Raw genomic sequence first — 20,797 nt, forward strand, 5'->3', positions numbered from 1 at the left:
GCCCTCTGAAAGAGGTATTAATCATACACCTTCACAGCAACACAACCCACTCCCCCTTAATCGGTACTTTTCCGCCGTAGACGTAATGAGGCGGGCAGGATGCGCTGGGCCCCGACAGGTTCTTCGCCTTCGATCATTTTTGTGATGATATTAAACAGCGATCTGTAGGCCGGGTAAGGCGAAGCCGCCACCCGGCATTACGGCACGTAAAGCAAAACCAGATTGTCATCAACCTCAGCCGATGCCACGCTGTCATCGGCTCTGTTTTCAGACCCTCACACTCTGACCAGCAGAATGCACACCCCACCCTCAAATGCGGCGAGGTTAATGCGATCATTGAAATCAACCGTTTCACCACTCAGCAGGTTCCGCCACCGCTGACCAGTAAGGCGCTCAGGCAGCACAATCGCGGTGTTGGCCCAGCGGGCATGATGGACAAGGCTGTCATGATGCTCGTCAAAGGCCAGGCGAGGTGTAATAACAATCAGCGCATCGTCGTCATCCGCCCTGGCGAAAGCGAGCACATTCTCTTCCCGTATGCCGGTGGCCTCCAGCGGCAGATATGCCCCTTCACGAAACAGCGCCGGTTTCTCCTGACGCAGATGCAGCAGCCGGGCCGTGACATGCTGTTTTAACTGCCCGCTACGCCAGCTTTCCTCCGTTGGCGCGGCAAACGGTTCATCCTCCGCCAGTAAACGTTCAAGCTCCACAAAATCAGGCTCCCGACGGTTATCCGGATCGACAAGGCTAAAATTCAGCGTTTCGCTTCCCTGATAAATATCCGGCACGCCCGGCGCGGCGAGTTTCACCACCGCCTGCGTAAGGCTATTGATCAGCCCCGCGCGGATGAATGGCTGTAGCGCGTCGGTAAAGTCCTGCAAGAACGCCTGGTTATCCGGTGACAACAGGTGGCGAGTATAATCCAGCACGGCTTTCTCATACGCCTCGTTGCTGTCGCCCCAGTCGGTTCGTAGCTTTGCCTCACGTAGCGCTTTTTCAACGAACACCACAAACCGTTCTTCCAGCGCCTTCAGCTCCGCCTCATCCTGCGGCTGGAGCGTGGGCGGCCAGACGCCAGCCAGCGCCTGAAACAGCATCCACGCACCGGTCGCCCGTGGGGCGGGACCATCGTCCAGCAATGCGACCTTATGCTGATTAAGTCCACGCCAGCGCTCCACGCATTCAGCCCACCGTTCTGGTGCTTCGGTCAGAGCGTACAGCCGCGCGCGGGCATCTTCGCCACGTTTGGTATCGTGGGTGGATGTCGACGAAATGGCGTCCGGCTGCCGTTCGAGTCGGGTCTGCATCTCGCTATGAAATCGATGGATCGAAAAGGTGCGCGGCAGCGGCTCTGCGCCAACTTCATTAAGCGCCAGATCCATGTTCTGCCGGAAGAAAAGCGTATCTTCCACCGATTTCGCCATCAGCGGGCCGGTAAGCTGCTGAAAACGGGTCCGAAATGTCGCAGCGTCAGCGGAGGCATCTTGTGACAGATCGCCGCTCAGGATGCGACGCAGGAAATTCAGCGCCTCCGGGTGCGGCGCGTGGGCATCCATTCTGATACGGGCAATGACCCGTTGCAGCAGCGCGTCATCGGCGGGAGTTAAACCGTCCTGCGTGCCATAGGTCCGATAGACCGGGAAGGCCACCAGCAATTCACGCAGCGCGCCGCGAATAGCCTCTTCTTCAAGTGCCGCGTTTTCCGCCCCGGCAAGTGCCACCGCCAGCTTCAGCAAAGTAGTAAACTCTCCGGCAAAATTTCTGTCCACCATCAGCAATTTGGCATCGCGCAGTTCGGCTTTCAGATTAACCGGCTCACCGACCACACGATCGTAAGCCTGGCGCAGGGCAGCAATGTTGCTATCGTCCACCAGCACGTCAGAAAGCGCCGCGATAAACTCGTAACCCGTCGTGCCGGAAATCGGCCAGTCCTCCGGCAGATGTTCCCCTTTACCGAGGATCTTCTCCACCGTGATGTAACACTCCGGCCCGGCTTCTTCACGCAGACGATCCAGATAGGCTTTCGGATCGGCCAGCCCGTCAACATGATCAACCCGTAACCCGTCCACGGCACCGGAATGCACCAGATCGAGGATCAGCCGGTGGGTATCGTCAAACACCGTTTTATCTTCCACCCGCACGCCGACCAGACCGGTGATTTCAAAGAAGCGGCGGTATGAGAGATTGCCTGCCGCCTCGCGCCAGCAGGTGAGCTGGTAGTGCTGCTCATCATGCACTCTGGCAATGTCACGGGGATCGCTGAGCGCCAGGATCGCCTCTTCCCTGCCCTGCCAGCTTTGCGGGGTCAGCGGATAGAGGCTGTCGTAATAGGCAAGCGCTGGTTTATGCGTTTGCGGATCGCGCTTAATACTTATTTCGCCCTTTGCCGCCGCCTCTTCAAACGTGTCGCCGAGGAAAGGCAGGGTCAGACGGCGCGACCAGTCGATATCAAAATATCGCGCATAGCGGCTGTTTTCGCCGTGTTCTACCACGTCGCGCCACCACGGATTTTCCAGCGAGGCCGCCATATGGTTAGGGACAATATCAAGGATCAAGCCAAGGCCCGCGCTTTTCAGCGCGCTCACCATGCGTTCAAATCCTTCCCGACCGCCGATGGAAGGTTCAATCTCGCCGGCGTTAGTGACGTCATAGCCGTGCGTGGAATCGGCGGTCGCGGTAAAAATGGGCGAGGCATACAGGTGACTGATACCTAAGCGCTGTAAATAAGGTACCAGCGCGGCGGCGCGGTCAAAGGTCATGCCGTTACGAAACTGAATACGATACGTCGAGGTGGGAATGCTCACTGCGTGTCTCCCTGTGCAAGGCGAACAATAACTGCGTTTCGGGTGAGGGTTTCGGCTGCTTCAGGCAGCGCAAACAGGGTCTTACCGGGCAGGTCAGGAAGCGGCTGCGGATCTTCGCCGATATTCAGCGCGAGAGATAACGTCCCGGCCGGAAAGCGCCAGCTTACGGCGAGGAAGCCCTCCGCCGTGGCGATGATCTTACCGGCATGTCCGCCAGCGGAAGCCAGCAGCGGCACGATAGATTCCCGGCGCAGCGCCAGCAGCGTTTTGCATAACGCCAGCCAGCGTTGTCCTTCCTCACTTTCCACTTTCTGCCAGTCAAGTTTTGAGCGCAGAAACGTTTTTTCGTCATTGGGATCGGGGACGCTACCCTCTTCATGCCCGGCATGACCCGCAAACTCCTGCGCCCGTCCTTCGCGTACCGCACGGGCCAGATCGCCATGGAAATCAGTAAAGAACAGGAAAGGATTCGTTTCGCCGTACTCCTCACCCATGAACATCAGCGGAATGTGCGGAGACAATAAAAGCGTTGCCAGCAGCACTTTAGTCCGTTCAGCGCCAGCCAGTGCGATCAGCCTTTCCCCCTGCGCACGGTTGCCAACCTGATCGTGGTTCTGGATAAAATCCACAAAGGCCACCGGCGGCTGTCCGCGGCTGTCCACGCCACGTGTTTCACCGGTTTGCGCAGAGACTTCTCCCTGATAGGCAAACCCTTCGGCCAGGATGCGGGCCACCTGTTTTTCCGGCTGGTCAGCGAAATCCTGATAATAAGCATGCGTTTCACCAGTGGCGAAGACGTGGACGGCGTTGTGAAAGTCGTCGTTCCATTCCCCGGTGAACAGCGGTGCTGAACCGTCCGCTTCCCGCGGATGAAGGAAAATCACGTTACGGCTGTCTTCCGTAGTCAGATGAATGGGCCGCTGAGGAATTTCAGTGCGGATACGCCCGGCAATTTCAATCAGGATGTGTTTGTCGGCGCTGTCTTTAATCTGGTCGATAGCGTCAAAGCGCAGGCCATCAAGGTTGAAGGCGGTTAACCAGTACAGCGGCGCGTCGGTGATATAGCGGCGGGCAGCATCGACATCATAAGCAATACCCGCGCCCCACGGCGTCATCCGCTCTTTATGGAAAAAATCAGGCGACAGCCGCGGCAGGTAATTGCCCTCCGGGCCGAAATGGTTGAGCACAATATCCAGCACCACCGAGAGACCGTGCCCGTGTGCCGCGTCGACAAACGCCCGGAAATCATCCGGTGTGCCGTAAGCAGAATGTGTGGCATAGAGCAGCACGCCGTCATATCCCCAGCCGCGATTGCCGCTAAACTGCGAGACCGGCATCACTTCAATCATGGTAATGCCGAGGCTGGCCAGCTCGGGGAGTCTGGCTATCGCGGCCTGGAAGGTCCCTTCTGGCGTAAAGGTGCCAATATGCAGTTCATAGACCACCGTTTCTTCCCACGGTCTTCCGGCCCACTCGGCGTGTTGCCATGCATAGCCACTGGGATCAACCACCAGCGAAGGTCCGTTTACGTCAGCTTTCTGCGCCCTGGACGCCGGGTCCGCGATCGCAGTGCCGTCACTGAGGACAAATTGATACTCCGTGCCGGGAGCCACGCCGCTCACTTCACAGGTAAACCAGCCATCGCCAAGCGGCGTCATCGCCGTATCCTGCCCCGCCAGCCGCAGTGAGATGGTGTCGTGTGCGGTAGCCCAGAGGCGAAATCGAACTCTATCCGGAGCGATAAACTCAGCTCCCCAACTCTCAGGAAAAGATCTGGACGCCATTCAATAGCCTCATTTAATTCGCAGGTGAGCATAGACGATATCGCATCAATCATAGTTCAAATGCGCGCATCAGGCGGTCGACGGCCAGAGTCATCCAGCATATGAATAGGTCATATCCATTTCCTGAGGATTCTTTTATACCTTCAGGCTTATTACCCTGTATTTTTCACTAAGGGGTTATGAAATGAACAATCTCAAAAAAGTCGTGAGTGCGCTGGTATTTAGCGGTGCGCTGCTTCAGAGTTCTGCAAGCCTGGCGGTAAGTGTCGGACCACAGCACGTTTTATCGCAACAGGCAGGGGGATATCGTATTCAGGTTGGAGATGCGCAGATAACGTCTTTTACCGACGGCACCGTACCGCAGGATCTTTATACGCTTTTTACACAAACCACACGGCAACATATCGACGGTCTGCTGGCGAAAAATTATCAGAGCAACCCTGTCGAAGTTTCGATAAACGCTTTTTTAATTGAATTACCCGGGCATAAAATTCTTGTCGATACCGGTGTAGGACAATTATTTGGGCCGGGACTGGGAGGCCGCCTGGTTGAAAGTCTGGCAACACGGGGGATTCGTCCAGAAGATATTACCGAGGTATTGCTGACCCATGCTCATTCCGATCACGAAGGCGGGTTAGTAAAAGACGGGCAGCGCGTGTTTACCAATGCAACGGTATATGTCGGAAAGCCAGACATTGATTTCTTTTTTAATAATGAGAATCAGCAGAAAACGGGCTATGACCAACAGCATTTTGACTTTGCGCAACGGGCGCTTGGGCCTTATCTGAAAGCGGGAAAAATAAAGACCTTTTCCGCTACTGAAACGCTTTTACCGGATATTACCGGCACCGTGCATCCGGGGCATACGCCCGGATCGGCTTTCTTCACTCTGAATAGCGCCGGTGAGAAAATCGTTTTTGTCGGCGATATTATCCATGTTGCTGCCGTGCAATTCCCCGATCCTTCGATCACCATAACCTATGACGAAGATCGACCGCAGGCGGCAAAGGTCAGGAAAAACGCATTCCGTGAATTTGCCCGACAGGGCGAGATGATTGCCGCGCCACATCTTCCCTGGCCGGGAATAGGACACATTGCCGATAACGGCCATGGCGGGTATAACTGGATCCCCGTTAACTACACAAACCGCACCGCGCAATAACCCGCGCTGGCAGGATGATGCCATGTCCCGGATCGCCGATATTAATATCGATCTTCTGTTGACGCTTGATGCGTTATTGATTGAGAAAAATATTACCCACGCCGCGCGTCGGCTGGGTATCAGCCAGCCAGCGATGTCAGCAAGGCTGGCCCGATTACACGCTATTTTTGGCGAACGATTGTTCATTCCTTCTCCGCATGGACGCGGCGTTATTCCTTCGCCGAGAGCTGAATCGCTACGCCCTCTTGTCAGTGAAGTTTTGCATGGCATTTCAGCCCTGCTTGAACCTGGCGGGTTTGATCCTGCGCGCAGCCAGCGTAAGTTTGTGGTCGCATTGCATGAAAATCCGGCGCTGATGCTGGGGGCCGATCTTTTAAACCTGATAATGAAAGCCGCGCCTGGCGTAAGGCTGCGCTTTTCCCTACCGGAGCCGGAGCGTTTGTCGGCTGATATGGAGAAGGGAGACGTCGATGTTTATATTGGCGTCAGTTCCGGCGCTCATGATTCGTGGATTGGTCGCCAGTTGCTGACAGATGAATTTGTGACGGCGCAGCGTAAAGGCCATCCCCGGGGTCAGGGATATCTTGATATGGCAACTTTTTGCGCAGCTCCCCACCTGCTGGTGTCATCGGAGGGCGATCCGTTTACGGGCTTTGTTGACCGCGCTCTGGCGGAGCAGGGCTTGCAGCGCAATGTGGTGATGTCGACACAAAGTTATGCCACTGCGCCATCGCTTGTTGCCAGTACCGACCTGTTATGTACGCTGCCCTCTCGCTTATTGCAGCGCTTTGTGGATTCACTGGATCTCTTTAAGACACCGGTTACGCTTTCACCACTTTCCATCAGCATATACTGGCATCCCAAAAACGATGACGATGCAGCGAATCGATGGTTACGCAAACAAATTTTTAGCGCGGCGGGAATAAAGGCTTAATCGTGAATATCATAAATACAGGCGCAGAAATGAATCCGCCGTACCTGATAATAGTGAATGAGTGAACAAGATTATTTCAGACATGCCAGACGGTTATATGAGTCCGGTCGGATAATAAATTGCCTCCGCCAGAGCGGAGGCGTTATTGAGGATTTAATGCTTTCGGTCATTTGAGCAACAGGCCAGGCCATTCAGTAACCAACTGTCGGACATCGCAGTGACGTCAAACCTGGCATCAGAACTTCCCTCGCTGCGTTGAGGTGCGATATATGCTTTCACGTCAGCGATAGCCATATTATACGCCTCCAGTCGTCCCTCATTTTCCGGTCTGTTACTGGCATCAGTTAACGCCTGTAAAAGCGCCGCAAAGGTCACGTCCTCATCAGCCTCAAGCAGACTCATTACTGCCTCACCGATAAGCAAGTCTGAAAGCATCTCTTTTTGACTTTTGCTCATGGTTATCTCCTTTTCGCCAGTCGGCGTCTGGAAATCTGTCGTTATATACCGATTATAAAATTGTCACCTTAACTGATGGCAAACGATAAAACAGATTATTGAGCTATTGATGATATCGAAAATTGATATCTAATCAATTCAGTTTTTTTGACAAAATCTTCAACGCTAGCTGATAAGCAGGCTTTTCATGCATTTCAGCACGTTCTTCCCATGACAATATCAGGGTATAAAGCATTGCTGGCGAGGCACGTAGCCCTTGTTTAAGTACCGATACGGCAGCAACACCGAGGATCTCCCTGGCAGAATCAAGTAGAACACGGTCATTTTTGTCCAAATTGTCTCCTGAAGGTTAAATAAAGCCCCTCCCCTTTGGACAAAGCGCAAAGGGGTAGCCCTCCGTGGTTACCACGGAAAATAATGGGTTAGATGAGATATGCGGAGCCTGCGCTCCGTAGCGTTACTACAAAAGCGTCAGCGCAGGCGCCTGTCCAGCACGCACGGAAACGTGGTTAGTGTTTAGTGTTGCGACCCGGCGGGCCGAAGCGGTGTAAACGGGAGCCGTTAACGCATTATTAGCGGCAACGGGCGGCAGCGGTGTCGCGTTGACCTTTTGCCCAGGCGCATTTATCCACGATGTTTTTTCAATCTCAACGTTTTGCAATGGGCCTCCGGAAAATTCATTAGCAGCCTGTTCACTGAAAAGGCCGATAAATCTCCCGATCAGTGCGTGTGGTCTGCATTCAGTAACAAACGGAAAATACCTTCATATAACAGAGTCTCAGAAGGTGCTTCAGTGTCATTCATCAAAAAGGCAAGTTTTAAAAAAAGTGACTTACGGCTGACGGGCATCCCGGCACGCAGCATCTCTATCACTATGCGCCCCAGCAATTCCTCGTGTGCCGACCCCAAACTTGACAGGATACCTTTACATTCTGGCGCCACTTCTTCATGTGTTTTTGCCATCGCTGACCCCGCAAAAAAATAGGTTAAGTACTACACTGGGGACAGTGTATAGAGGGCCGATATCAAAGACCAGCAAGCCGAAAAAATTAGTCGTCTTTTTAATCAGTAAATCCTGATCCAGGCAATGTCATAATCCCTCCTGTCAGACCGAAGTATGACTTTTCAGGGCACCCAAAAGTGCCCCGGACATAGGGCAAGATCAGCCGTTTTTGGCTTCATCTTGCTCGCCATCTTCATCTTCCGGCTTAGCGTCAGAAGGAGGAATACTCCCGGCATTGCGTGAAGACGCCAGATTCACGACATTAGTACCGTCGGGCGTTTCAGCCTCTTCCAGTCGTTCCAGGATCTTACGCGCCTGGGCAATTTCAGCCAGATGATCTTCGTTTATGTCCTGTCCGGCTTGCTGCTCAAGCCTTCGTATCAGAGATTCTCGCGACACTTCTTCCTTTTCGAAGATATGGCTAATGACGGCCTCGCCTATGGCGATATAACCTTTTTTATCTCCATCAGAAATTGACACTAGTACATCTCTCCTGTTTTATACGGTTCTAAACTCCCTACGCTAATAACATTTCAATAGTAAAATGTCTTCCTGTCATTATCAGTATAACGCAACCGAACCGGCTGAAAATATTTTAAGAACTATCCTGACCCGTTATATTTCGCCGCCTGATGACGTCATTATGTGAATAACCTATTGTAATAATAGCTGGTTTTACGAGGCAAGGATAATAAGCAGAGGAACAGTGGGTTCAGCACATCATTATTTTAATGATGACAGGGGATGAAATAAACCGTGAACGGGAATCACCGTACCATAATAACGGTCAGCCCCTGAAGCCCGTGTTCCTTCAGGCTGCGGAATTGCCAGCATCATGTAAAATCTCTCCCTATCCATTTGAAAAACCTACTTAAAACCCTCAAATTCTCACCAAACAAAAAGTTTTCTTATCATTGAATTTCAAACAAAACGTTTGGCTTATAGTGTGATCGCACTCTCTTTTTGCTCATTTTTTGATTGATCTGATGAACGCATTGCCGCTATACAATACAAAAAGTTTGTTTATCTAACTAAATTTCAGGTCGATATGGAAAGCATTCAAGAAAGTCTCGATTTCCTCCTTCCCATGATGGAAGGCATTGCCGGGCAGTTTGGCGACAACTGTGAAGTGGTATTACACGACCACTCTCAGGGGCTGGAAAGCAGCATCATTGCCATCATTAACGGTCATGTTACCGGGCGTAAAGTGGGCGATCCGAGCAGTAATTTAGGACTGGAAGTGCTGCGTGGCAGCGATGTCAATGGCGATCGGCACAACTATTTTACCAAAACACGCGAGGGTAAAACGCTGCGCTCTACCTCGGTGTACCTGCGAAATAACCATAAACAGGTGATCGGTGCCCTGTGTATCAATCTGGATATTAGCGACATTTTGCAGGCTGAAAAAATGCTGAACAAAATGGCAGGTCGCCCGGATAACGCGCCGACATCCTCTAAGGAAGTGAATGAAGTCTTCGTTAAAGACGTCAGCGAATTGCTCGACTACCTGATTGCTGAGTGTATGACCCTGATTGATGTTCCCGTAAGCAATATGACCCGCCAGGATAAACTGAACGCCATTAAATTTTTTGACGACAAGGGGGTGTTTCTTATCAAAAAATCTGGCGAAAGGATTTGCGAATTTCTCAATATTTCTAAATACACCCTCTATGCCTATCTGGGCGAATTACGAGGGGAGGATCCGTCTATAGACAGTTAACTGTCAGGAGGAATAAATGCAGACCACACCTTACGTTGCACTTGATATGGATATCATGGAGAAAAATATCACGACCATGACATCCGGCCTCACCCGCAACAGAATTCAGCACTGGCCGCATATTAAGACGCATAAATCCGTGCGTCTGGCCAGGCTTGAGCAACAGCTTGGGGCCAGTGGCATCACCTGCGCCAAGCTTTCTGAGGCGGAAGTGATGGCTGCCGGAGGCATTAACGCCATCCTGCTGGCCTACCCGCTTATTGGTGAGGACAAATGTCGACGCTATGCTGAACTGGCGCGCAAAATAACGGTTCGCACCATCGTCGATAGCCTGGCCGGTGCCGAAGGACTCTCAAGGGAGGCAGTAAAAAATGGCCTGATTTTTAATATCGATATCGCCATTGACTTTGGTGCGCACCGGGAAGGCATTCAGCCGGAGGATCTGCTGGCATTCGCCGGGCAGGTTGCCGCCCTGCCAGGATTAAACGTTGATGGTGTATTTACTTATGCAGGCACGATTTATCAGTATCATACCGAGCAGGATATCCGGCGGGCAGCGCGTCAGGAAGCCCGGTTATTAATCGATAGCCGGGATCGTCTTAATGCCAATGGATTTGAAATTAGCCATTTATCCGGCGGCTCAACGCTCTCCTCCTGGTATGCTGACGAACTTCGCGGCATTACCGAATCGCGGGCTGGCAACTTTATTTTTGGCGATATGAATGCCATCAACGGTGGAATTTACACAACAGAAAATTGTGCGCTGACTATTTGCGCGACGGTTGTCAGCATTCCGCTTCCCGGCTACGCCACCATTGATGCGGGAACCAAATCGCTGACCTCGGATCTCTCAGCAACACCGGGATCTTACGGATTGATTCAGGAATACCCGGACATTGAACTGGTGAAGCTGAATGAGGAGCATGGTTATTTGCGCTACGATCCACAAAAATATAACCTGGCCATTGGCGAGCAGATCCACATTATTCCCAATCATTGTTGTGTGGTCGCTAATTTGGTGGATGAAATATATGCCTTCCGTGAGGGTGTATTTAGCGAAATCATTACCATTGATGCGCGTGGAAAAAGTTTTTAATTAGCTGGAATTATTAATATGACTGACATCCCATTAACTGCTGAAGAACAGCAGGAGCTGATCACGCTTCTTTGCAGCCTGATACAGCATCCGTCGGAAAATCCGCCGGGAAATGAAAATTCGGTAGCGCGCTATATCGCAGACCTATTACGCAGCGAAGGTATTGAGACCGAGGTACAGGAAGTGGTTCCGGGTCGGCCTAATGTGATCGCGCGTCTGAAGGGACAGCAGCCGGGTAAGCGACTTATTTTCAATGGTCACACCGATGTGGTGCCCTGCGGGACAGGATGGTCGGTTGAACCTTTCGCTGCGGTCATTGACGGCGAGCGCATTATTGGACGCGGGGCAGCAGACATGAAGTCTGGCGTGGCGGCGATGCTCTATGCCGCCTTGCTGATCAAACGCCGCCAGTATGCTTTTAACGGTGAAATCACCTTACTTTTTAACGTTGATGAAGAGCGCGTTAACCTCGGCATGGCACATTTTATTGCCCAGGGTGTTGAAGCGGATTACGCCATTATTGGCGAACCCACGTCTCTGGAGGTGTGCATCGCGCATAAGGGCGTCAGCCGTACCCGAGTCACGACTCACGGCACGGCGGGCCATGCCGCTAAAACCCGTCATCCTGACAGCGCCATTGACAAAATGGCACAGCTTTTTCCCGAATTGCTTCAGGAATGTCAACGCGTTAAGCAAATGCAGCATCCCCTTTTAGGCAACGCCTCCATGCTGGTTACCACCATTAACGGTGGCAGCGCGCCAAATATTGTGCCGCAGTCGTGCAGCATTGAAATCGACCGCCGGGTGCTCCCGGATGAGAAACGCAGCGACATCAATGACAGCGTGTTGAGCGCGTTGTCAAAAAGCGGACTAACCAGTGAACTGGATTATTCGCTGGAGAATTATCTTTTTATTCCCGCTTCCGCTATTGATGACGCCCATCCGCTTGTCGAGGCGGCCTGCAAGGCGGTTACGACAATAACCGGTTCAGCCCGTAAAACTATTTTTGACGCCACCTGTGAGGCCCCGTTCTTCTCGGTCGACTGTCATATTCCGACCATTATTATGGGTCCTGGAGATTTGGCCCAGGCTCACGTCAAAGATGAATTTGTCCGTATAGAGGAGTTACATCAGGCCGCGCAAATTTACACCCAACTGGCATTAACCTTATTGAAATAAACTATCAGGAATATTGTAATGAAAATCGAAGCCCGTCTGGCAGAACTGGGAATTACACTCAGTGAGCCTGGTACACCCAAATTTTCTTATGTATCGGTGAAACAGGTTGGAAATTTATTATATACCTCCGGCAACGATTGCCGCCGTAACGGTGAGCTGATTTATCATGGCCGTCTGGGTGAGCGCTTATCTCTTGAACAAGGAAAAAGCGCGGCGCGCCAGTGTATTATTAACATTCTTTCTTCGCTGAAAGCGTATCTTGGTGACCTGGACCGGATCACTGGCTGTATCAAAATGCTGGCATTTGTCCAAAGTGCAGATGACTTTAAGGATCAGCCTTTTGTCATCAATAGTGCTTCCGATCTGCTTATTGAAATATTTGGCGACGCGGGAAGACATGCGCGCTCGGCCATTGGAACCAATGCCTTACCCTTTGATACACCGGTTGAAATTGAATTAATTCTCGAAATTAACGCTTAATTTTATTTTTACTTCCGGGAATAAAACCGGGTCCCTGCCACGCCACTATTTCGGTGGAGTAGTGGCGTATATCACATATCAAAAGGATAATATATGTCCAGTCAAGCAAGCTCTCGCCTGAAGCGTTTGCAAATTATGGCATTATTGTTTTTGCTCGTGGCGGGTATTATTAATTTCCTCGACAGAACGTCGCTTTCTATTGCTAATACCACTATCCGTGAGGAGATGGGATTAACGGCAACGGAAATGGGACTATTATTGTCGGTGTTCTCCTTCGGCTACGCGCTTTGCCAGCTTCCTATCGGGATGGTGATGGAGCGATTCGGTGTAAAAAAAGTCTACGGGTTTGGTATTTTCCTGTGGTCCGTGGCCCAGACCGCACTGGGGTTTGTCGGTTCCTTTAGCCAGATGATTGTCGCCCGGGTGGTGTTGGGGATCGGTGAAGCGCCGCATTTACCTACCGGTGTCAAAGTCGTCAATGACTGGTATAACATTCGCAAACGCGGCGTACCGATGGGTATTGTTAATATGTCCTCGACGCTGGCGCAGGCACTGGCACCACCGTTATTGATTGCCTTAATGCTGGCGTTTGGCTGGCGGATGATGTTTATCATCATCGGCGTAAGCGGAATTGTGCTTTCCCTTTTGTGGTTTATTTTCTATCGCAATCGCGAAGACGCCGGGCTGTCGGCGGAAGATATTCAGCATCTTGAAGCAGAGACGCCGCCTTCCAGCAAAGAGAAAGTCACCTTAAAAGACTGGGCGGGTTTATTTAAACAGAAATCGATGTGGGGCATGATCATTGGCTTTAACGGCGTGGGTTATATGGTCTGGCTGTTCCTCACCTGGCTTCCCTCTTACCTCGAAATGTCCCGTGGGCTTAGCCTGCAAAAAACGGGCTGGGTAGCGGCTATTCCCTTCCTGTTCGGTGCGGCGGGCATGCTGGTCAACGGCGTCGTGGCCGACTGGGTGATGAAGCGCGGCGCAGACAAAATGAAAAGCCGCAAATGGATGATCTGCCTGGGCTTGCTGTGTGCTGCAGGATTTACGCTGCCAGCGGCCTATACGGAAAGCACCTTTGTCGCCGTCGCCTGTATCAGTATGGCGCTGTTTTCCATCCATTTTGCTGGCACCTCGGCATGGGGTCTGATTCTGGTGTCGGTGCCTTCCCGACTCGTTACGTCCGTAAGCGGCATTCAAAACTTCGGCGGCTTTATCGGCGGCTCGTTCGCACCGATTGTCACTGGCATGATCCTCGATCACACAGGCTCCTTCACGCTCGCGCTGGTCGCGTCATCGGTTATCGCCTTTATGGCGTCACTGGTGTACTTCTTTATGGTCAACAAACCGATTATTGATCCTGCGGTAACACGGCAATGAAAAAAGGGGGCATCGCCCCCTGATCTTATGGCAAGATCGCGCAAGCTACCCTACATATCAAGCGGTTACTTTTCGGTTATAGAGTATAATCAAGACAGTTAACCCCAAATGTGATGGATACCAGGGAGATTTGCAGGCATATGTCCTATCCCGTCCCCGATAATGAGGAAGCGCGCCTGGACGCGCTGGCGACTTATCAACAACTGGATACGTTGCCGGAAGAAAACTTTGACCGTCTGGCAGGGCTGGCTGCACGGTTATTTAACGTGCCGATTGTCCTGGTCTCGCTGGTGGCAAGCGACAGACAGTTTTTTAAAGCGCAGATAGGCTTCTGCGCTACTGAAACCAGCCGGGAAATCTCCTTTTGCGCGCATACCATTATGCAGGACGAGATCCTCGTCATTCTTGATGCGGTCAAAGATCCCCGTTTTGCCACTAACCCTCTGGTGCTTGGAGCGCCTTTTATTCGTTTTTATGCGGGCAAACCGCTGGTGACCCCCACGGGTGAAAAGATTGGTACTGTCTGCTTGATCGACAGTCAACCCCATGAGGCATTCAGCCAGAGCGATCGCCAGAATTTGACGGATATTACGGCACTGGTGATGGAGCGGATGGAAATGCGCCGCCTGGAATCGCTGCGCAGCGCCAGCCAGTCCCGCTTTAAAAAAATTGCCGAAACCTCCCCTGACGCCATTATTTGCTCCAATGCGGAAGGTAATATCACCTTCTGGAACCGTTCAGCAGAACGCTTGTTCGGTTATACCGCTCAGGAAGTGCTTAATCGCAGCAGCAGAGTGATCGTCCCGGAAAGCTGGCTGCGTATTTATGAAGACGAAATCGAACGTCTTCGTCACGGCCAAGAGCTTGCGCTGGCGGATAAAACAATTGAGCTGTCGGCATTACGAAAGGACGGTACTGAATTCCCAGCCGAGTTTTCACTCTCCACCTGGCACGAAGGTCAGCTCACTAATGTGGGGGCCATTGTCCGCGATATTACTGAGCGCCAGGAAAATGAAGCCAGGTTATTCAAAATGGCCTCGCTTGATGCCCTGACCGACCTGCCTAATCGCGCTGCCTGGAGGCAGTGCGTCGTCAGTTTTATGCAGGAAGCCCGTCCCGGTGCGATGCTCTTGCTCGATCTTGATGGTTTTAAAGAGGTCAATGATACGCAGGGGCATCTGGCTGGCGATGCGGTCCTGAAGGACGTTGGCCTGCGGCTGAAAGGACATTTTAACGAAGCCGTCATCATTGCCCGCCTGGGTGGGGATGAGTTTGTGGTACTGCTTAACGACAATGATTTGCGGTTGGTGCGATCTACAGCGGTACAGTTGATCGCTACCCTCTCTGAACCTTATGAGTTTGCGGGGCAGCATATTGAAATAGGCGTCAGCGTGGGTATTGCCCTCACCCCTCAGCACGCCACCAGACCGGAAGAGTTGCTGAGTGCCGCCGATCTGGCGCTCTATCGTGCTAAAGCGGCAGGTAAAGGACGTTACGCCCTGTTCGAGCCTGCATTTCGTGATGTCGCCGTTAACAGACGCCGTTTTAAAAGCGAACTTAAACAGGCGTTCGAAAACCATGAGTTTGAGCTTTTCTATCAACCGCAGTTCAACACCACCACCGGGGCGCTGGTTGGCGCAGAAGCGCTGCTGCGATGGAATCATCCGCAACGCGGACTGCTGACGCCGCCGTCGTTTATTGAGACGCTTAACAACAAACCTTCTGCGCCAGCGATAGGCGAATGGATCCTGCGCACAGCCTGTGTGCAGGCTGCCGAATGGCGTGCTGTCGTTCCTCATTTCAGGATGGGGGTTAACCTCTTTGAAGCGCAGTTTCGCTCCCGTAAGCTGATCGACGTGGTCAGTGATGTCCTGGCACAACTCTCATTACCCCCCGAGGCAATAGAGCTGGAAATTACGGAAAACATTCTGCTGCGTCATGATGCCGCCACCCTGAAACTCTTGCAGGCGCTGAGACAATCAGGGGTGGGTCTGGCCTTCGACGATTATGGCACAGGGTATGCTTCGCTCAGCTTCCTCAAGCGCTTCCCGATGACCCGGCTGAAAATCGACCGTTCGTTTATTCGCGATGTCCATACCGACCCGGGCAGCGAAGCCGTTGTGCGCGCCATTCTGTATTTAGGGCGGAGTTTTGGCATGGGCGTGATTGCCGAGGGCGTGGAGACCGCCGCGCAGTTACAGTTCCTGAAAAGCCACCATTGCCCCGAAGTGCAGGGATATCTGTTAGGAAGACCGCTTCCTGCCACCGCGTTCCGCCACACATTTCTCCAGCGGTAATGTCACCATCCGCCCATTTGGGTCCGCCACACAGGCTGTTGATGTCAACTATCCTTAACTTACGTTTCACTTTTAGGTTAAGGGCAAAATGATGGCAAAAATGACCAGCGATTTCTTTATCGAGCGTCTGAAAGCATGGGGCGTCACCCGCATTTACGGCTATCCCGGCGACGGCATTAACGGTGTGCTTGGTGCCCTGCAACGCGCGAACAAGGCGGATGATGGCATTGAGTTTATTCAGGTGCGTCATGAAGAAATGGCGGCGTTTATGGCGGCAGGCCACGCCAAATTCACCGGTGAACTGGGGGTATGTCTCTCAACCGGCGGTCCAGGTGCGACACATCTGCTGACCGGATTGTATGACGCGAAAATGGATCACGTCCCGGTGCTGGCTATTTCCGGTCAGGCGGAAGCCACCGCGCGTGGGGCAAGCTATCAGCAGGAGCTGAATCTCGATCGCGTCTTCGCCGATGTGGCGAACTTTGTGCAGGAGGTCGCTTCCCCCAGCCAGGTACGGCATCTGGTGGATCGCGGCGTGCGTATCGCAGTAGCCCAAAATGGCGTGACGGTTCTGATATTGCCGAAGGATATCCAGGAAGAACCCTGGCAGGACCTGCCACATGTCCACGGTTTTACCCATTCAGGTCCGGGCTACCAGCGGCCAAAAGTGGTGCCTTATCAACAGGATCTGCAACGAGCTGCGGATATTTTAAACGCCGGGAAGAAAGTGGCGATCCTTGTGGGCGCTGGCGCACGCGGCGCGGCGCTGGAGGTGGTGCAACTGGCCAACGTCCTTGGCGCTGGCGTGGCAAAAGCGCTGCTGGGCAAGGATGTGCTGGCGGATGACGCGCCTTTTATTACCGGCTCGATTGGCCTGCTGGGCACCAAACCCTCTTATGACATGATGATGAATTGCGACACGCTACTGATGATCGGCACCGGTTTCCCGTGGACCGAATTTCTGCCGAAAGAGGGACAGGCGCGCGCCGTGCAGGTGGATATCGATCCGGCGATGCTGGGGCTGCGCTACCCGGCTGAAGTCAATTTGCACGGAGATTCAGCAGAAACCCTGCGTGAGCTACTGCCGCTGTTACAGCACAAAGATGACAGGAGCTGGCAGGAAGAGATTGCCCGCGGGGTAAAAGAGTGGTGGCAGACGCTGGAGGAACGGGCGATGGCCTCCGCTAAACCGGTCAATCCGCAACGGGTAGTATGGGAAATGTCCCCCCTGCTGCCGGACGACGCTATCGTTACTTCCGACTCCGGTTCCTGCGCCAACTGGTTCGCGCGTGATTACAAAGTGAAACAAGGTCAGCGCGCCTCGTTGTCAGGCGGCCTTGCCTGCATGGGCGCGGCGGTGCCTTACGCCATCGCCGCCAAATTCGCTTATCCGGCCAAAACGGTTGTCGCGCTGGTCGGCGACGGCGCGATGCAGATGAATAATATGGCGGAACTGATCACTATCCAGAAATACTGGCAGGGCTGGAGCGATCCGCGCTTAATTGTGTGCGTATTCAACAATCAGGATCTTAATCAGGTCACCTGGGAACAGCGCGTGATGGAGGGTAATCCACGCTTTGAGGCAACTCAGGCTATCCCCGACGTTGGCTATGCCCGTTTCGCCGAGTCGCTGGGGCTGAAAGGGATTTTCGTTGACGATCCGGAGCAGTTGCAGAGTGCCTGGCAGGAAGCGTTAGCCGCCGATCGTCCGGTGGTGCTGGAGGTGAAAACCGATCCGGAAGTGGCCCCGCTGCCGCCGCATATCACCCTGAAGCAGGCGAAAGCCTTTATGGCGTCGATGGCTAAAGGGGATCGCTCTGCCGGGAAGGTTTTGGCCGATACCGCCAGTCAGATCATGAATGAAATATTGCCCGGCAAAAAATCCTGACGAAAACGCGCAAGAGGGTATAAAAGCCACTGTAATGCATGGCGTTCGCCGATGTGACCGGCCCTGGCAGGATGAACTGGCCGGATCACATCGCACCACTAAACATTGTCGGGCGGTTACGCAGGATCTCCGCGTCAATCGACGCCACACGGGTTTTACCGCAAAACGCCATCGACAGATCGAATTCATTACGGATGATATTGAGCGCCAGGGTTACCCCCTCTTCGCCCAACGCCCCTAGTCCATACAGCATACTGCGCCCGATATAGGTCCCCTTCGCCCCCAGCGCAACCGCTTTCAGCACATCCTGTCCGGAACGGATACCGCCATCGAAATGAACTTCAATTTGCCTGCCGACTGCGGCGACAATCTCCGGCAGCAGGCTAATGGATGACGACACGCCATCCAGTTGACGGCCGCCGTGATTGGAGACAATCAGCGCATCCGCGCCTGCCGCCACCGCCAGACGCGCATCCTCCACATCCATAATCCCCTTAACAATCAACGTGCCACCCCAGCGTCGTTTGATCCACTCGATATCCTGCCAGGAGAGGCCCGGATCGAACTGCTGCGCGGTCCACTCCACCATTGCATCGATGTTATCAATACCGCGGGCATGACCAATGATATTGCCAAAATTACGATGCCGGGTGGCGAGCATATTGCGGCACCAGCGCGGTTTACCGGCAATGTTCAGCAGATTACGCAGCGTCATTTTTGGCGGCGTCGACAGGCCATTTTTGATGTCTTTATGGCGCTGGCCAAATACCTGGAGATCCATGGTAACAACCAGCGCTGTACAGTTTGCGGCTTTCGCGCGGTCGATAAGACTGGCGACAAACTGACGATCGCGCATGACGTAGAGCTGGAACCAGAACGGATGATAATCCGTCGCCTGCGCCACGGTTTCAAGCGAACAAATGCTCATGGTCGAGAGCGTAAAGGGGATGCCGAACCTTTTCGCTGCACGCGCCGCAAGGATTTCGCCGTCGGGATGGATCATGCCGGTTAAGCCGGTGGGCGCAATCGCCACTGGCATCGCCACCTTTTGTCCAGCCATCACGCTGGCCGTACTGCGCCCGGTAATATCCACCGCCACCCGCTGACGAAATTCCAGACGACGTAAATCGGCTTCATTGGCGCGATAGCTGTATTCGCTCCAGGAGCCGGCATCGACATAATCATAAAACATCTTCGGCACCCGCTTACGCGCCAGTTGCCGTAGCTCTTCAATACAGGTAATGGTCACATCAATTATCCAGTAAACGAGGGCTAAATAACGATGATTTAGCCATGCCGATAATGAAAATAAATCACGACTTAACGTAATCGGTATAGGCGTTTTGCAACACGATATGATCGGCAATATATTTAGCATCGTGCCATACGCCGTAAATAAAGGAGGAGGCGCGATTTACCAGATTCGGCAGGCCGAGGAAATAAATACCGCGCTCGGCGGAAATACCGCGTTTGTGGAACGGCAGACCGTTTTCGTCAAAGGCATCCACCTGCAGCCAGCTAAAATCAAATTTAAAGCCTGTCGCCCAGATAATCGTGGTAATACCTGCCGCAGCGATATCCAGTTGCATCAGCGGATTGAGCAGACATTCCGGGTCCGGCAGCAGTTCCCACGCCTGCGGCTCCGGCGGCAAATCCAGCCCGTTGCGTTCAATATAAGCATCCGCGTCGCGCAGCACGTCAAAGTAGGCCTTATCGCCCGCAGCGATATTCTCCGCCAGCCCGCCGGCAAAGCTCAGCACGCCGTTATCCCAGTTTTTAGTGATGCCCACCAGTGTAATGCCCATATGCGCCAGGCGGCGGAAATCCACGGTTTTCCCCCCTTCATAACCGCTCACCGCGAAGGCCACGTGCTCTTTCTTCGGCTTTATTTTTACCTCATCCCACAGGCCCAGCGCACCCAGCCACCAGCAGTAATCACGGTTGCGGTAAGCGCGCGGCGGACGATAATGCTCGCCGACCGACAGATATACATCCCGGCCCGATTGACGTAATTCTTCGGCAATTTGCGTCCCCGACGCGCCCGCGCCCACCACCAGCACGCCGCCAGCGGGCAACTGCTGCGGATTTTTATAGACGGATGAGTGGATCTGCTGCACTCCGGCGCTTTGCGGCACGATCTGCGGGAATGAGGGTTTCTGGAACGGGCCGGTAGCGGCCACCACATTGTCGGCCTCAAATTCACCGGCAGAGGTCAGCACCCTGAATCCGCTGCGTCCTGCCAGTCGCGTCACCTGATGCACGTCAACGCCGGTGCGTACTGGCGCATCCAGCATCTTCGCATAGTCTTCGAAATACTGCGCCATGCGTTCTTTCGGCGGGAAGGCCTCCTGAGAAATATTGTCGAATTTCAGCGACGGAAAACGGTCGTGCCAGGCAGGACCATTCGCCACCAGCGAATCCCAGCGTTCAGAGCGCCAGCGCTCCGCGATACGGCTGCGCTCCAGTACCACGTGCGGTACGCCCATCAGCGCCAGATGTTCACTCATGGCAATCCCCGCCTGACCCGCGCCAACAATAACGGTATTAATTTTTTCTACTGACATGTTGAATTCCTAAATATGATCGCCGCACTCTTTTCAGCAGGTGGCGTATT

The 20,797-nt window shown here is 53.2% G+C and carries 17 protein-coding genes; 9 read left to right on the plus strand and 8 right to left on the minus strand.

Annotated features, from left to right (window positions below; all coding sequences use genetic code 11):
• Positions 1-275: 275 nt before the first annotated feature.
• Both treY and treZ read right to left on the minus strand, forming a co-directional pair.
• Positions 276-2,804 carry a malto-oligosyltrehalose synthase gene (treY, locus tag ACMGGS_RS00785; RefSeq protein ID WP_414164639.1) on the minus strand — a complete coding sequence of 843 codons (2,529 nt, stop codon included), beginning with the start codon at positions 2,802-2,804 and terminating at the stop codon, positions 276-278.
• The gene (treZ, locus tag ACMGGS_RS00790; RefSeq protein ID WP_414164640.1) at positions 2,801-4,588 is read right to left on the minus strand and encodes a malto-oligosyltrehalose trehalohydrolase; all 1,788 of its coding nucleotides are present in this window, start codon (positions 4,586-4,588) and stop codon (positions 2,801-2,803) included. Before treZ ends, treY begins: the two co-directional genes overlap by 4 nt.
• Before the next feature lie 184 nt (positions 4,589-4,772).
• On the opposite strand from treZ, the gene ACMGGS_RS00795 reads away from it, so the two are divergent.
• Both ACMGGS_RS00795 and ACMGGS_RS00800 read left to right on the plus strand, forming a co-directional pair.
• A complete protein-coding gene (locus ACMGGS_RS00795) occupies positions 4,773-5,750 on the plus strand; it encodes an MBL fold metallo-hydrolase (protein ID WP_414164641.1) in 978 nt (325 codons plus the stop codon).
• A 22-nt stretch (positions 5,751-5,772) separates the two neighbouring features.
• A complete protein-coding gene (locus ACMGGS_RS00800) occupies positions 5,773-6,684 on the plus strand; it encodes a LysR family transcriptional regulator (RefSeq protein WP_414164642.1) in 912 nt (303 codons plus the stop codon).
• Between the two features lie 153 nt (positions 6,685-6,837).
• On the opposite strand, the gene ACMGGS_RS00805 is transcribed toward ACMGGS_RS00800, so the two are convergent.
• The 4 genes from ACMGGS_RS00805 to ACMGGS_RS00820 form a co-directional block, all read right to left on the minus strand.
• Positions 6,838-7,140: a hypothetical protein gene (locus ACMGGS_RS00805; RefSeq protein ID WP_414164643.1), complete on the minus strand. Its 303-nt coding sequence runs from the start codon at positions 7,138-7,140 to the stop codon at positions 6,838-6,840.
• Between the two features lie 133 nt (positions 7,141-7,273).
• Positions 7,274-7,474 (minus strand): hypothetical protein, encoded by a 201-nt coding sequence (locus ACMGGS_RS00810; RefSeq protein WP_414164644.1) that lies wholly within the window; start codon positions 7,472-7,474, stop codon positions 7,274-7,276.
• A gap of 386 nt (positions 7,475-7,860) precedes the next feature.
• The gene (locus ACMGGS_RS00815) at positions 7,861-8,103 is read right to left on the minus strand and encodes a hypothetical protein (protein ID WP_414164645.1); all 243 of its coding nucleotides are present in this window, start codon (positions 8,101-8,103) and stop codon (positions 7,861-7,863) included.
• 199 nt (positions 8,104-8,302) lie between these two features.
• Positions 8,303-8,623, minus strand: a complete 321-nt coding sequence (locus tag ACMGGS_RS00820; protein ID WP_414164646.1) for a hypothetical protein — start codon at positions 8,621-8,623, stop codon at positions 8,303-8,305.
• 568 nt (positions 8,624-9,191) lie between these two features.
• Between ACMGGS_RS00820 and ACMGGS_RS00825 the strand changes: the two genes are divergently transcribed.
• The 7 genes from ACMGGS_RS00825 to ACMGGS_RS00855 all read left to right on the plus strand — a co-directional run bounded on the left by ACMGGS_RS00825 (position 9,192) and on the right by ACMGGS_RS00855 (position 18,183).
• On the plus strand, positions 9,192-9,863 hold the full coding sequence (locus ACMGGS_RS00825) for a transcriptional regulator (RefSeq protein ID WP_414164647.1): 672 nt from the start codon (positions 9,192-9,194) through the stop codon (positions 9,861-9,863).
• Between the two features lie 16 nt (positions 9,864-9,879).
• Entirely contained in the window at positions 9,880-10,959 is a 1,080-nt protein-coding gene (locus tag ACMGGS_RS00830) for an alanine racemase (RefSeq protein WP_414164648.1), read from the plus strand.
• An 18-nt stretch (positions 10,960-10,977) separates the two neighbouring features.
• Positions 10,978-12,138 carry a M20 family metallopeptidase gene (locus ACMGGS_RS00835; RefSeq protein WP_414164649.1) on the plus strand — a complete coding sequence of 387 codons (1,161 nt, stop codon included), beginning with the start codon at positions 10,978-10,980 and terminating at the stop codon, positions 12,136-12,138.
• Positions 12,139-12,156: 18 nt separating this feature from the next.
• Positions 12,157-12,618: a RidA family protein gene (locus ACMGGS_RS00840; RefSeq protein WP_414164650.1), complete on the plus strand. Its 462-nt coding sequence runs from the start codon at positions 12,157-12,159 to the stop codon at positions 12,616-12,618.
• A gap of 93 nt (positions 12,619-12,711) precedes the next feature.
• The gene (locus ACMGGS_RS00845; RefSeq protein WP_414164651.1) at positions 12,712-13,998 is read left to right on the plus strand and encodes an MFS transporter; all 1,287 of its coding nucleotides are present in this window, start codon (positions 12,712-12,714) and stop codon (positions 13,996-13,998) included.
• Positions 13,999-14,138: 140 nt separating this feature from the next.
• Positions 14,139-16,295 carry a putative bifunctional diguanylate cyclase/phosphodiesterase gene (locus ACMGGS_RS00850; protein WP_414164652.1) on the plus strand — a complete coding sequence of 719 codons (2,157 nt, stop codon included), beginning with the start codon at positions 14,139-14,141 and terminating at the stop codon, positions 16,293-16,295.
• 91 nt (positions 16,296-16,386) lie between these two features.
• Complete coding sequence (locus tag ACMGGS_RS00855) at positions 16,387-18,183, plus strand: thiamine pyrophosphate-requiring protein (protein WP_414166174.1); 1,797 nt, start codon at positions 16,387-16,389, stop codon at positions 18,181-18,183.
• Between the two features lie 85 nt (positions 18,184-18,268).
• Here ACMGGS_RS00855 and ACMGGS_RS00860 read toward each other — a convergent pair whose 3' ends face one another.
• Together ACMGGS_RS00860 and ACMGGS_RS00865 are read right to left on the minus strand one after the other, a co-directional pair.
• Positions 18,269-19,432 (minus strand): L-lactate dehydrogenase, encoded by a 1,164-nt coding sequence (locus ACMGGS_RS00860; RefSeq protein ID WP_414164653.1) that lies wholly within the window; start codon positions 19,430-19,432, stop codon positions 18,269-18,271.
• Between the two features lie 64 nt (positions 19,433-19,496).
• Positions 19,497-20,747: a flavin-containing monooxygenase gene (locus tag ACMGGS_RS00865; RefSeq protein WP_414164654.1), complete on the minus strand. Its 1,251-nt coding sequence runs from the start codon at positions 20,745-20,747 to the stop codon at positions 19,497-19,499.
• Between the last annotated feature and the right edge of the window lie 50 nt (positions 20,748-20,797).

Origin of the sequence: Superficieibacter sp. BNK-5, assembly GCF_047456055.1 — a bacterium.
Lineage (GTDB): Bacteria > Pseudomonadota > Gammaproteobacteria > Enterobacterales > Enterobacteriaceae > Superficieibacter.

Bases quoted from the DNA above. Each gene is read 5' to 3' on its own strand.
- treZ (WP_414164640.1), bottom strand. From the start codon at position 4,588: ATGGCGTCCAGATCTTTTCCTGAGAGTTGGGGAGCTGAGTTTATCGCT.
- ACMGGS_RS00795 (WP_414164641.1), top strand. From the start codon at position 4,773: ATGAACAATCTCAAAAAAGTCGTGAGTGCGCTGGTATTTAGCGGTGCG.
- ACMGGS_RS00800 (WP_414164642.1), top strand. From the start codon at position 5,773: ATGTCCCGGATCGCCGATATTAATATCGATCTTCTGTTGACGCTTGAT.
- ACMGGS_RS00805 (WP_414164643.1), bottom strand. From the start codon at position 7,140: ATGAGCAAAAGTCAAAAAGAGATGCTTTCAGACTTGCTTATCGGTGAG.
- ACMGGS_RS00815 (WP_414164645.1), bottom strand. From the start codon at position 8,103: ATGGCAAAAACACATGAAGAAGTGGCGCCAGAATGTAAAGGTATCCTG.
- ACMGGS_RS00825 (WP_414164647.1), top strand. From the start codon at position 9,192: ATGGAAAGCATTCAAGAAAGTCTCGATTTCCTCCTTCCCATGATGGAA.
- ACMGGS_RS00830 (WP_414164648.1), top strand. From the start codon at position 9,880: ATGCAGACCACACCTTACGTTGCACTTGATATGGATATCATGGAGAAA.
- ACMGGS_RS00835 (WP_414164649.1), top strand. From the start codon at position 10,978: ATGACTGACATCCCATTAACTGCTGAAGAACAGCAGGAGCTGATCACG.
- ACMGGS_RS00840 (WP_414164650.1), top strand. From the start codon at position 12,157: ATGAAAATCGAAGCCCGTCTGGCAGAACTGGGAATTACACTCAGTGAG.
- ACMGGS_RS00845 (WP_414164651.1), top strand. From the start codon at position 12,712: ATGTCCAGTCAAGCAAGCTCTCGCCTGAAGCGTTTGCAAATTATGGCA.
- ACMGGS_RS00850 (WP_414164652.1), top strand. From the start codon at position 14,139: ATGTCCTATCCCGTCCCCGATAATGAGGAAGCGCGCCTGGACGCGCTG.
- ACMGGS_RS00855 (WP_414166174.1), top strand. From the start codon at position 16,387: ATGGCAAAAATGACCAGCGATTTCTTTATCGAGCGTCTGAAAGCATGG.
- ACMGGS_RS00865 (WP_414164654.1), bottom strand. From the start codon at position 20,747: ATGTCAGTAGAAAAAATTAATACCGTTATTGTTGGCGCGGGTCAGGCG.